Origin of the sequence: Acinetobacter kyonggiensis (assembly GCF_900107285.1) — a bacterium.
Classification (GTDB): domain Bacteria; phylum Pseudomonadota; class Gammaproteobacteria; order Pseudomonadales; family Moraxellaceae; genus Acinetobacter; species Acinetobacter kyonggiensis.
Genome location: NZ_FNPK01000006.1, coordinates 95,899 through 108,639 on the forward strand (window position 1 = coordinate 95,899; position 12,741 = coordinate 108,639).

Annotated in this window: 13 protein-coding genes; 5 read left to right on the forward strand and 8 right to left on the reverse strand. The window is 36.9% G+C overall.

Annotated elements, in window-relative coordinates; all coding sequences use genetic code 11:
- Positions 1-134 precede the first annotated feature (134 nt).
- Genes BLV99_RS06750 through BLV99_RS06765 form a run of 4 tightly spaced genes read left to right on the forward strand, consistent with a single transcriptional unit; the run spans position 135 to position 3,855 of the window.
- Positions 135-1,691: a circularly permuted type 2 ATP-grasp protein gene (locus BLV99_RS06750; protein ID WP_092689000.1), complete on the forward strand. Its 1,557-nt coding sequence runs from the start codon at positions 135-137 to the stop codon at positions 1,689-1,691.
- Between the two features lie 24 nt (positions 1,692-1,715).
- Positions 1,716-2,318 (forward strand): alpha-E domain-containing protein, encoded by a 603-nt coding sequence (locus BLV99_RS06755; protein WP_092689003.1) that lies wholly within the window; start codon positions 1,716-1,718, stop codon positions 2,316-2,318.
- Complete coding sequence (locus BLV99_RS06760) at positions 2,315-3,094, forward strand: transglutaminase family protein (RefSeq protein WP_092689006.1); 780 nt, start codon at positions 2,315-2,317, stop codon at positions 3,092-3,094. Before BLV99_RS06755 ends, BLV99_RS06760 begins: the two co-directional genes overlap by 4 nt.
- Before the next feature lie 26 nt (positions 3,095-3,120).
- Positions 3,121-3,855 (forward strand): proteasome-type protease, encoded by a 735-nt coding sequence (locus BLV99_RS06765; RefSeq protein ID WP_086184448.1) that lies wholly within the window; start codon positions 3,121-3,123, stop codon positions 3,853-3,855.
- Positions 3,856-3,950: 95 nt separating this feature from the next.
- Here the strand turns inward: BLV99_RS06765 and alr are convergent, their stop codons facing one another.
- The gene (gene alr, locus BLV99_RS06770) at positions 3,951-5,018 is read right to left on the reverse strand and encodes an alanine racemase (RefSeq protein ID WP_092689010.1); all 1,068 of its coding nucleotides are present in this window, start codon (positions 5,016-5,018) and stop codon (positions 3,951-3,953) included.
- A 428-nt stretch (positions 5,019-5,446) separates the two neighbouring features.
- Here alr and BLV99_RS06775 point away from each other — a divergent pair, with 428 nt between their 5' ends.
- Entirely contained in the window at positions 5,447-5,863 is a 417-nt protein-coding gene (locus BLV99_RS06775; protein WP_092689013.1) for a DUF4259 domain-containing protein, read from the forward strand.
- Positions 5,864-5,949: 86 nt separating this feature from the next.
- On the opposite strand, the gene dnaB is transcribed toward BLV99_RS06775, so the two are convergent.
- From dnaB to cyoE, 7 genes are all read right to left on the reverse strand, one after another.
- The gene (dnaB, locus tag BLV99_RS06780; protein WP_086165854.1) at positions 5,950-7,395 is read right to left on the reverse strand and encodes a replicative DNA helicase; all 1,446 of its coding nucleotides are present in this window, start codon (positions 7,393-7,395) and stop codon (positions 5,950-5,952) included.
- A gap of 252 nt (positions 7,396-7,647) precedes the next feature.
- The gene (gene rplI, locus BLV99_RS06785) at positions 7,648-8,094 is read right to left on the reverse strand and encodes a 50S ribosomal protein L9 (RefSeq protein WP_004648824.1); all 447 of its coding nucleotides are present in this window, start codon (positions 8,092-8,094) and stop codon (positions 7,648-7,650) included.
- A 9-nt stretch (positions 8,095-8,103) separates the two neighbouring features.
- Complete coding sequence (rpsR, locus tag BLV99_RS06790; RefSeq protein ID WP_004676982.1) at positions 8,104-8,331, reverse strand: 30S ribosomal protein S18; 228 nt, start codon at positions 8,329-8,331, stop codon at positions 8,104-8,106.
- 11 nt (positions 8,332-8,342) lie between these two features.
- Positions 8,343-8,729, reverse strand: coding sequence for a 30S ribosomal protein S6 (gene rpsF, locus BLV99_RS06795; protein WP_004648827.1), 387 nt, complete (start codon positions 8,727-8,729; stop codon positions 8,343-8,345).
- A gap of 144 nt (positions 8,730-8,873) precedes the next feature.
- On the reverse strand, positions 8,874-9,626 hold the full coding sequence (locus BLV99_RS06800) for a DUF3142 domain-containing protein (protein WP_092689018.1): 753 nt from the start codon (positions 9,624-9,626) through the stop codon (positions 8,874-8,876).
- Between the two features lie 7 nt (positions 9,627-9,633).
- Positions 9,634-11,745, reverse strand: coding sequence for a PA5441 family protein (locus BLV99_RS06805; protein WP_092689021.1), 2,112 nt, complete (start codon positions 11,743-11,745; stop codon positions 9,634-9,636).
- 112 nt (positions 11,746-11,857) lie between these two features.
- Entirely contained in the window at positions 11,858-12,736 is an 879-nt protein-coding gene (gene cyoE, locus BLV99_RS06810) for a heme o synthase (RefSeq protein ID WP_092689024.1), read from the reverse strand.
- Positions 12,737-12,741: the final 5 nt, after the last annotated feature.

A 12,741-nucleotide genomic window follows, 5' to 3' on the forward strand; every position in this document is an offset into this window, starting at 1 on the left:
AACTGAATATTTTTCCAAGCTTTTCCAATTAGAACAATCTATATTGGATGAATAAAGAGGAAAAAGTGTTTATAGCTAATTGGCATGCTTGTTGCTTAATTTTACTTACAATAGATAACAATGATGAGGTTTGTATGCTTAAAGAAGATAAAGATACAAATTCGATTTCGACGCTAGAACGTTTTCCTAATGATATCGGATTAAATGTTAATGTGGCTGGAGCAACTCAATTTACAACATCATCAAAAGAAAATACTTTATTTCAACAACTTAAGTCACATTTTTTCAACGAATTGCTTGATGATCACAGCATGTCGGGTGAAACCTGTAACAAAATAGAGCAGTGGTTATCACAACATAGCATTGAGGAATTAAAATCATTAAATCAAACCGCTAAAGATCATTTTTTATATGAGGGGATTACTTTTACCGTATATGGTGAATCTGAGGGGATTGAACGGACTATTCCGTATGATTTAATCCCACGGGTGATTGAGAAAAAGCAATGGAATAAAGTCGCACTTGGCTGTGCACAACGGGTTCGTGCACTAAATTTATTTTTACATGATATTTACCATCAACAAGATATTTTAAAAGCCAATATTGTACCTGAATTACAGGTACTGACGCATGAAGCCTATCAACCGCATATGTATGCACACGACTTGAAAGGTAAAATTTATAGTCAAATTAGCGGTATTGATATTATTCGTGACCGACATGGTGAGTTCTATGTTTTAGAAGACAATTTAAGAACACCCTCGGGCGTTTCTTATATGTTGGAAAGTCGCAAAATCAGTCAGAAGCTCATGCCGGAATTATGTCAGCAAAATAATATTTTAGGCATTGAGCAATACCCACAATTACTCAAAGAAATTTTGGCTGAAAATGCCTATGTAGACCGACCTTTTATCGTGGTACTTACGCCCGGACGTTATAACAGCGCATATTATGAACATTCTTTCTTGGCAAGGGAAATGGATGTGCCTTTAGTGACATCGCGTGACCTTTTTGTAGAGAACGATAAGGTTTATGTCAAAACGATTCGTGGAAGGCAGCAGGTTGATGTAATTTATCGTCGAGTTGATGATGAATATTTAGATCCTTTATGCTTTCTGCCTAATAGCTCATTAGGTGTTGCTGGCTTAATGTCGGCTTATTTAAATCACAATGTCGTGATTGCAAATGCACCCGGTACTGGTGTGGCTGATGATAAATCTATCTATCCATATGTGGATAAAATGATTCATTTTTACTTGGGTGAAGACGCAATTTTAAAAAATGTACCAACGTATCAATGCCGCGAAGCTCAAGATTTAGATTATGTGTTATCTAACTTAGCCGAGTTGGTGGTGAAGGAAGCTCAAGGTTCCGGGGGCTATGGTATGTTGATTGGTCCACAATCCTCGAAAAATCAAATTGAACTATTTCGAGACAAAATTATTGCTGCGCCGCATTTGTATATTGCGCAGCCGACTTTAGAGTTATCTGTTTGTCCAACAATGACCGACTATGGTGTGGCAGAGCGTCATATTGATTTACGCCCATTTGTTTTAAGTTCGCCATATCGTACTGAAATCGTTCCGGGTGGCTTAACACGTGTGGCGATGCAAGCCGGTTCTTTAGTTGTGAATTCTTCACAAGGTGGTGGAGTTAAAGACACATGGGTTGTTGATAATCTTCATTCATAAACACTTAACCATGGGGGTGAAATCATGATTTTATTAAATAGCAATGCTCAACATATTTTTTGGTTAGGTCGATATTTAACCCGTATTCAATATTTATGTGGTCAATTTCCATTTCATGATAACCAAGATGCATTGGGATATGCACATGCTTTTTGCTTGCCAGCTTTTGATGCGAGCTCATTGAATACTTTATTATTGGATACAGAGCAACCTTCATCTTTTCACCAACAATTTCAATATGCAAAAGATAATGTACAAGATTTACGTGGGGTACTTTCCGCAAAAGCCTATGCTGAACTGAATCAGCTCATTAAAAATGCCAATGAAAATGCAGTATATATATGTGATGTTGCTGGAGAATGTCATGAGGTTTTAGAAGCAGAGCCTGAAGATATTTTCCTGTTTTTCACTTTGGGTCAAAATATAGAACAGTTAGACCGACAAATTCGTTTGAAACAAGAGCAGGTGAGCACACTCGAAAATATTGATCAGATTGTCAGTTTTTTACATCAGATTGGTTGGAATGGACTGGATCATGCATGGCAGCAACTCAAATTAACCCCAGATAGTATGAGTTTTTATCAATTTAGTGATCATATTCAACATTTATTTGAGGTGGATGTATGAAGTTGATGATTAACCACCAAACTCACTATACCTATAGCGATCAGGCATGTAACAGCATTCAATATATTAAAATGACCCCGATGAGCAATGTACATCAGCAGGTTCATTATTGGGATGTGAGTGTGCCAGGTCAGAAAGAAGTTAAAGCGGATGCCTTTAATAATATTTGGATTACCAGTTCACAGCGACAACCCTATCAGCAAATGACGATTATGGCGCAGGGGATCATCGAGATGAATCCTCATACCCAATTTGGGATTGATACAGCCATCAATCCAAATTTATTTTTACAGCCGACAGCAAATACTTTGTGTAATGCTGAAATGAAAGATTTCGCCAAGCGTCATGTTCCGTATTTAACACGAGAACATTTAATTAATTTGTCTGCTGCGGTGTTACAGCATATTCCTTACGTGCCTGATCAGACTTCAGTACAAACATCTGCTATTGATGCCTTCCAACATCGGCAAGGTGTGTGTCAAGATCATAGCCATGTCTTTATCGCCATGTGTAAGTATTTGGGTTTACCTGCACGTTATGTATCAGGGTATTTATTTGTACCAAATACTTCTCACCTTGCAAGTCATGCTTGGGCAGAAGTTTTTTTTGAAAATACGTGGTATTGTTTTGATACAAGTAACCAATTATTTGCACTAAATTCACATATTTATGTGGCTATAGGTCGTGATTATTGGGATGTTGCACCTGTTCGAGGTATAAGAGAGCGTGGTGGTATTGAGTCTATGAATTCTATTGTTCAAGTACTCGCTTGCTGAAAATTTGAAGGTCATAGGAGCTGTTAATGACGTATTGTTGTGCGCTACGTTTGAAAGATGGATTAGTTTTTGTTAGTGATACGCGTACCAATGCGGGTGTAGATCATATTTCGGTATTTCGTAAGCTCTATACTTTTGGTGTAGAAGGCGAGCGATTTATAAGCATACAAACATCTGGTAATTTAGCGACAACTCAAGCAGTCATTAGTCATCTAAATAATCATTTAGAACTTAAGCAAGAACCGAATTTATATAGTGTGAATACGATGTTTGAGATTGCAGAGTTGGTCGGTCAAACATTGAGAAAAGTGATTGCAGATATCACGGTAGACCCTGATGAGCACAATAATTATTCGTGTAGCCTATTGCTTGGTGGGCAAATTAAAGGTGCGGATATGCAACTCTATAATGTTTATTCTCAGGGTAACTTTATTAATGCAACAGAAGATACACCGTACTTTCAAATCGGAGAAAGTAAATATGGTAAGCCTATATTAGATCGAGCCTTGGTTTATGAAATGCCTTTAGATGAGGCAGTACGGTGTTGTTTAATTTCTTTTGATTCTACTTTACGTTCCAATGTCTCAGTTGGAATGCCATTAGATACCATTGTTTATAAAAAAGATTCATTGCATATTCCAAATGGCAAACGTATCTATGAAGAAGATCCATATTTTAGGCAGCTGAGTAAACAATGGTCAGATACTTTACGTCGTGGTGTGCAAGAATTGCCAATCCCGACCAATGATTATTTAGAATAATATTGTGCTATTTATGGTGAGAATATAGAGATTAGCTTAGCGACTGAGCTTAATAAAAAACCCAAGTTTAACTTGGGTTTTTTAACTTCAATTTTTTACTTTCTGATTGGGCGAGCACTTAAGCGGCATAAGAGTTCATAGCCAATGGTGCCATTAGCTTCTGCAACATTATCAACCAAGCGGTTTTTACCCCAAAGTTCGACTTCAGTCCCTAAAGGTGTATTTAAGCCAGTGACATCAATGGCAATCATGTCCATAGCGACACGACCAACCACAGGTGTGGTTTTGCCCTGAATGGAAACATAGTTTTGTTTTGGAAAGGCACGTGGATAGCCATCACCATAGCCAATTGAAACAATCGCAAGCTGCATTTCTTCAGTTGCAACAAAGTGCGAACCATAACCTACAGATTCACCTGCTTGGATGGTATTTAATGCAATAACTGCCGCGGTGAAGGTCATGACGGGTTTAAGATCTAAATCATTAGCCGTTTGATCTGCAAATGGAGAGGCACCATACAGCATAATACCGGGGCGAACAAAGTCAAAATTCAATTCAGGCCATTTGAAAATTGCGGCTGAGTTACAGCACGAAGCCATTATTGGAGCACAAGCTTCTTTGACGTGTAAGAATTGATTTTTTTGTTGTTCATTTAAAGGGTGATTTTCAGCATCTGCATTGGCAAAATGCATGGCAAGAACACAGGTAAAACCTTCTGCTTTGAGTGCATTAATGACTTCAATAATTTCAGCTACTTTAAAACCTAAGCGGTTCATACCACTATTTAGTTTGACCCAAACTTTTAAGTTTTTAGCAATATAGGCATCTTTATGTGCCCGTAGCCAATCCAATTGTTGATGATGATGTACGATACACTCAAGATTATTGTCAATCACAACCTGCATTTCATCTTCAGAGAAAACACCTTCAATGAGTGTAATGGGTTGTTGATAGCCGAGTTCTCGAATCTCAAGTGCCTCTTCAAGACAGGCGACACCAAAAGCATCCGTTCCACCTAAGGCTGCCAAACAGTCTTTGACTCCATGTCCATAAGCATTGGCTTTAACCATGCTTACAATTTGAGCAGTTGGTGCAAGTTGTTTAACACGGTTTAAATTATATTGCAGTGCTTCTCTGTCAATATAAACTGTTGCTTGGCGCACCCTCGTTACTCCTTGGGGTTACAAATATTACATTACGAGAGGGCAAAACCCAGACGTTAAATGAATTTTTGAGAGATTTAAATGAAGAATTTCAGTGGGATTGATAAAATATTTATCATGAAAATACTGAATTATTGTAGTCCTCTCAGTTGAAAATGGACATAAGTTTAAATAATTTTATTGAAAGTTAATTTAGATCAAACCCAGACTTTGCATATAACTTTTTGGGGCTTAATAATTTTTCAGCATTTTATTTTAGTCTAACGAGTCGTAAATTTAGTTTAGCAATTGAATTTTACTGACTCGTTATTTTTTGGATAGAAAATATCAATAAACCTTTGTTTTAAATTGGTTTTAAAGAAAAATTTAAGTAAACTTTAAAAAAGAGCGATAACAAAATTCTCTATTGATAAAAAAAGGACATAATTATGGGTGCTTGGTCACATGAACCATTTGGTAATGATACTGCAAACGATTGGGCTGATGAATTAGAGGAAAGTTCGGATTTTTCAATCGTTGAAAAAGCTTTTAATCAAATTATTGAATCTGCGGAAGAATACATTGATGCGGATATTGCTTGTGAGGCCCATGCAGCAGCAGAGGTGCTTGCTCAAGCTTTGGGAAAGGGGACACAAGATGATGCTTATACTGAAAAAGTTGATGCGTGGTTAACAAAACTGACGATTAAACCTCATGATCTTCTGATTCCCAAAGCACTTCAAGCATTGAGTTTATTGACTACTGAAGATTCAGAACTAGATGAACTTTGGCAAGATTCAGAGGAATATAGCCAGTGGAAAGCAAATATCGATGAATTAAAAGAACTTTTAAGAGCTAAACTTTAGATATTTTTATTTATATTTAATTTAAGCGGGTAATAAAAAAACGGACAAATAAATGTCCGTTTTCTTATTTTTGGAGCATGTAGAAATTATTCTTCATCATTATATTGAGAATAAAATTCAGGTGACAGGTTGCTAAAGCGCGTATATTGACCTTCAAAAGCCAAGCGAACAGTACCAATTGGGCCGTTACGTTGTTTACCAATAATAATTTCCGCTGTGCCTGCTTCTTTGGATTCTTTGTTATAAACCTCATCACGGTAAATAAACATAATTAAGTCGGCATCCTGTTCAATTGCACCTGATTCACGAAGATCGGACATCACAGGACGTTTATTGGGTCTGTTTTCCAGTGAACGGTTGAGCTGAGATAATGCAATGACAGGGCACATCATTTCTTTAGCCAGAGCTTTTAAGCTTCGTGAAATTTCTGAGATCTCACCGACACGGTTATCCCCCATACCTGGAACTTTCATTAATTGTAAGTAGTCGACCATAATACAGCCAATTTTACCACCATGCATTTTGGCAATACGACGCGCTCGCGCTCGTAATTCTGTCGGTGGTAGGGCTGAAGAATCATCAATATATAGGTGTTTTTCCTGCAATTGCAAAATGGTGCCAGTCACTTTTGACCATTCATCACCATCTAATTTACCAGAACGTAAGTGTCCTTGATGAACCTTGCCGTAAGCTGAAATTAAACGCATGGCGATTGAATCTGCGGGCATCTCCATGGAGAAAACCAGCGCGGGTAAGTCACAGTTAAATAAAACACTTTCTACTAAGTTCATTGCGAACGTGGTTTTACCCATAGAAGGACGTGCAGCAACAATAATCAAATCACCTGATTGCATGCCAGATGTTTTGTTATCAAGCTCCATAAAGCCTGAAGTTAAACCTGTGATGCTGCCTTCCATTTGTGAAAGTTCATTTAATTTGTCAAAAACATCGGCAACGACGGCATTGATTGGTTTTGGCCCTTGAGCTTTAGCATTGTTATTATGTTGTTCAGCAATCGAGAAAATATTCGTTTCTGCTAAATCTAAAATTTCACTCACACTACGACCTTTGGTGTCATAGGCATTTTGTAAAATTTCAGAGCTGACTTTAATCATGCTACGCAAAGTTGAAAATTCTTTAATTTTATTGGCATAGGTTTCTAAGTTGTAAAAACTAGAAGGGGAATCTGCCATCAACTGCATCAAATATTCTTCACCACCTACAGCATCCAATAGGTTTTGTTTGATGAGCCAATCATTGACCAAAACGGCATCGTAAGGTGAGTTTTCTTGAGTTAGTTTTTCAATCGCACGAAAAATATATTTATGTCGTGTCGCATAAAAATCATTTTCACTGAGTACATCGCCAACTTGTTCAAAAGATTCAGCCACCGTCATTAGTGCTGCAAGTACGGCTTGCTCAATCGCTAAGTTGTGCGGTGGAGTACGAAACTCTTTTAATTGGCTAGGCTCATTACTTTTATTATCTACTTTTGATGCGTTAAGCGTAGCATTGGCATTCGCCTGTGACATATAAAACCCTAATTTTAAATGCAATAAATGAGTAATTTAGAAAGATGGCACGAAGAATAAAATTTCAAATATTTTCGTATAAATAGATCATACGCACTCTTAAAAAAAATGCGAATCGAAAATTTCATTCATCTAAAAGCAGTCAAAATAAGTTGTGCTAACTACTTGTTGTTAAAGCGACATAAGCTATTTTGACTATTTTCAGAAATAAAAAAAGAGCATGCAAAAGCATGCTCTTTTTCTTGCAGAAAATTACTCAGATACGATAGTAACGAGAACTTCAGCAACAACATCATGATGCAATTGGATTGCGATGTTGAATTCGCCAGTGTGACGAAGTGCACCGTTCGGTAAACGAACTTCTGCACGGTCAACTTCAAGACCAGCATTTGTCAACGCGTCAGCGATGTCACGAGTACCGATAGAACCGAATAGTTTACCTTCGTCACCAGCTTTCGCAGTGATTACGATGTTAACTTCGTCTAATTGGTCAGCACGTGCTTGAGCAGCAGCTAAAACATCAGCTTCAGCTTTCTCAAGTTCAGCACGACGAGCTTCAAAAGCAGCAGTATTCGACTCAGTCGCTGCTACTGCTTGACCTTGAGGGATAAGGTAGTTGCGGCCGTAACCAGCTTTAACTGAAACTTTATCGCCTAATTTACCAAGGTTTTTAATGCGTTGTAGTAAGATAATATCCACAGCTCAACCTCACTTATGATTGTCAGTGTAAGGGATCAAAGCCAAGTAACGAGCTTGTTTAATAGCAAGCGCTAATTGACGTTGGTAACGAGCTTTAGTACCTGTAATACGGCTAGGAACAATTTTGCCGTTTTCAGTGATGTACTGTTTTAAAGTATCGATATCTTTGTAGTCGATGTAAGCAACTTTCTCAGCTGTAAAGCGGCAGAACTTGCGACGACGGTAAAAACGTGCCATTTATGTTCTCCTTATGCTTCAGCAGAATCTTGAGATTGTTGTGCTTCTTCACGTTGTGCTTTACGCGCACGTTTTTCTTCAGCACTTTTAGCAAGCAATGACTCTTCAGTGATTGCATGTTCACGACGAATAATAACATTACGAAGGATTGCATCGTTATAACGGAACAATTCTTCTAATTCATTAAGCGTAGTTTGACCACATTCAACATTCATTAAAATGTAGTGAGCTTTATGAATTTTGTTAATCGGGTAAGCCAATTGACGGCGGCCCCAATCTTCTAAACGGTGAATTTGACCTTCAGCTTCTTTGATGTGAGTTAGGTAACGTTCTACCATACCCACAACTTGATCGCTTTGGTCTGGATGTACCAAAAGTACGATTTCGTAGTGACGCATTGTCAGCTCCTTACGGTTTATACAGCCTCTAAATAAATTCGGAGGCAAGGAGTCACAACCGAGGTTGTGTCGCAAAATTTGCGAAGCGTGAATTTTAGTGGTTTTAAGCTGAAATTACAAGAGCAGCTTTCTGAAATACTGAATTTATATACGTGGCTTCGAGCGTAATAGAAAAACCACATAGCCTTTAAATTGAGGATCTTGCTGTATAAAGGCAGGGTTAATCCATTGCCCATTTTGTACCAACCCCACTTTATAAGGTAAATGCATGGCCGAAATTCGTTTTAAGTAGCTTTGATAATTTGGAATTGTGCTTGTGCCTTGATACGTTTGGATGACCAGTTCATTAATATTTTGTCGTAGCAAATTTAAAACTTGCGCATCTTGAACATTGGTCCAGTCAAGTAATCCCGTAATGCTGATTTGATATTGTTTCGGCAATTGCTTTCTTAATGTTTGAAGAAATAGGGCATATTGCTTTAAATTTTTTGTCTTTGCATCGAAATCAATTTGAATGCCTTGAATTTGATTTCCGACATTTTCCCATTGTTTGATGCGCTTTAAAATTTTTTCTAATTCAGGTTTTTGCCAGTTTAAATGATGGTTTCGATAGACCAGCCAAACTTTTTGGTGCGGTATTTTTAAAATCGAGATACCTTGAGGCGTCAAGATTGAATTTTGTGTCGATTGATCTAAACGGATTTCGCCTTGTAAAATATAAAGTTCTTTGGCTTGCTTTAAATAAGCAGCAGTAGAAATATCGCCCCAAATCCAAAAACTAGCGTATTGATTGGCATCAACTATAGTTTTAGATGAAGCAGATTGACTCGGTTGGCATGTGATAAAACTCAAGCCACAAAGTAAAATAACAATAATCGAATGAATCCGCTGTAGCATCTGACATTTACCAATAGAATTTTAATGATTTTGCCCAAGTTGTATTAGGATAATCACGTTTAATTTGATCGAACCATTGTTTTCTTACGGATTTTTCAACCTCTTGATCTTGGCAATCATTTAAACCTGAGGGTGCATAACATTGGATCGCACGATAAAGTGCGTAGGCTTTTAATTCACCATTGGGCTGAGTTTTAATTATATCTTTATAGACTTGTCCACGAGTGAATATCGAACCTTGAAAAGTTGGGTTTTGCTTTTCGCTATAAGTGAATGAGCTGAGCATATAACCATTTTCACTTCTAAAATATTCACCCAAACATAGTCGTAAATTTAAGTCTTGAGGGGTGTCTGCCAGTTTTTGAGTCAAGGTTTTTAAATCAGAACATTTAATTTGCGGGGTGATGGTTGTTCCTTTCCAAATGAAATTGGCTAAAGGTGGCTGACTACGAAATTTTTCAGCAGTGTTTTCTGTATGATTAAACTGGCTAACATTGTTTGATAGGGCTGCATAAGCCTGATTAAATAAATGGTAATTTTGATGGACTAAAGATTTATTTAGGGCTGTATATAAGGCTAAATTTTTATGCTCTGTACTTGTTGTGGTCTGAATGATTTTCATCAGACTATCTTCATTGGCAGATTCAGAAATAAAGCTTTTTTGTAAAGAGGCTTGTTTAATTTTGGCATTTGAACCGATAAAAGCATCTACATTTTGTTGTTTTAAATAATAAGGATATAGTGTTAATTCAAATAACCCACGTTGATCAGCTGTTTTTGCTTTTGCGAGGAAGGATTCCCAATAGTGTTGTGTAGATTGAGGCTTTTCTAATTTTTCAATAATTCTTCCTTTTAGAAAAACTTGACTGAGTTGCAGATAGTTGTTTATAGAGCTGGGGTTATCTTTAGGAAGTAAATTTAAGGCTTCTTGCGGTTTATTTTGAATAAAGAATAAATGATTGGCCTGTAAATACTGAAACAGTTCAGGTTGGTTTTTGAATACTTCTTTTTGATTGTTGAGTTGTGTCCATGTGATGACTTGATCATCTGCTGTTTCTGGCTTGCGCATTTGCATTAAGTCATAAATGGCCAGAAAGAGAGGGTTCTTTAAATTTTCAACTTTAAAGTTAGTATTTTGAAAAACATGACGATCTATTTCATAAGCGATATTATCCATTTCAAGATTATAAAATTTCGATTTGGGGTTGTTAATTTGCCATGCAAGTTCATTGACCAATAAATCATGTCGACCACTTAACCAGTAACCACGTCGTAGTAGGCCACGTGCACTGGCGGCATATTCCCCGTTTGGGTATAGCGTTAGATATTGAGTGATACTGTTAAAGAATGCTTTAAGTAGGGTTTGATTGAGTTTCTCTCGTTGAAGATCGCCATATTCCCCAACGCCACTTTGAAAAGCAGCATTTAGATTGCTGCGAATAAGCATGTACTGAGCTGTTTCTTTTAACCAAGAATTGTTTACATTGGTTAGCAGTGAGTAAATTTTAGTTGCTATGGAAAAGTTGGTATTATAAAAAGCAATTGTTGCATTTAAATAGGATGCATATTGACGAGTGGTCACTGCCCAGTTTGGATTAACATTAATTAAACTAATTTGTTTTTCACATTCAGAAATTTTGTTGCGTTCACGAATTAAGATTTCTTTTTCGGTTGTAGGTACGGTTTGATCATTTTTCACCTGTTGAATAAAATCAGAACCACCTTTGGTCATGGAATTACAATGTTCTTGATATGGATCTAGATCTGTTGCTACAAATTTACGCGCATTTAGTGATGTATTTTTGGCAGATGAGGTGAGTTGTTTGGTTTCAAAAGGAACATCACTATAGCTGGTATCCCAAAGCGAGCTTTTTTCAGTTGTGGTTGAAATGCTGACTAAATTTAAATCACTGAGTAATAATAATAGATTGCTTTGGTTGTCGTTGGCAGGCGTAAGGGTAGGTAAATTATTACAAGCAGTATATTCGTTGTTTTGAAGGACGGTGCTGGGTTCACAGGAAGTGTCAGCACCAGCATAGCCAAAGTTTGAATAAAAAATACATACTGGAAATAACGAAGTAAAAATAGTGTGGCGTAATATATTAAGTTTAGAATTCATATGGAAAAAGTAACTTTATAATTTTGGTTGTAATATTAGCAACTTGATTGTTGTAGTGAAATAATTCTAGAAGTAAAAAATAAAAAAAAGATAGAGTAGAACTCTATCTTTTTTAAAAAAACACGATTTTTGTTGCGGGTACTTGCGAAGTGAAACTAAAGCATAAACTCACAATTGTAATGAGAATAACCGAAAATAGGAAAAAACGTTTTGCCCATAGTTGGTCATTTTCAGCTTTAAATCCAAGTACACCAATATAAAACCAGTAAATACATAACGCATTTAGAATGACAAGATAAAGCCAATTTGTATAACCATATACATATAAAGCATTCATCGAGATGGTAAATAAAACAACATAAATCAGTGATTCAATTTTAGTACGTAAAATAGAACGTGCTACAGGAAGAATCGGAACACCTGCATTTTTGTAGTCATCAAAACGATATACTGCAATTGCCCACGAATGTGGCATTTGCCAAAGTGCATAACCAATAAAAAGAATTAAGGCAGCTAAGTCAAATTCATGGCTAACAGCGGTATATCCAATCACTGGTGGGCTTGCACCAGAAATACTTCCAATAACGGTTTGGTGAATTGTTGTGCGTTTTGTCCAGAGGCTATAAAAAACCACATAAACTACAAAACCAATCACTGCAAATAAAAAAGCGTACGCATTTACCCAGAACCATAAAATGCTAAAACCAATCGCACCCAATACAAAAGCATAAGCTAACGCAACAGAAGGAGAGATTGTTTTTTTAACCATCGCACGGTTTAGTGTGCGCTGCATTTTTTGGTCGATGTCTTGGTCAATAACGTTATTGACCACACAACCAGAGGCAACAACTAAAGTTGTACCAAGGAGGGTAATAAGCAATAAAAGGAAATCTACAGAACCTTGAGCGGCTAAGAAATAGCCGCCCAAAGTGGTAACAAAGTTACCAAAGAGAATTCCTGGTTTAGTCAGGAATATATACTTTTTCAGCATGACAA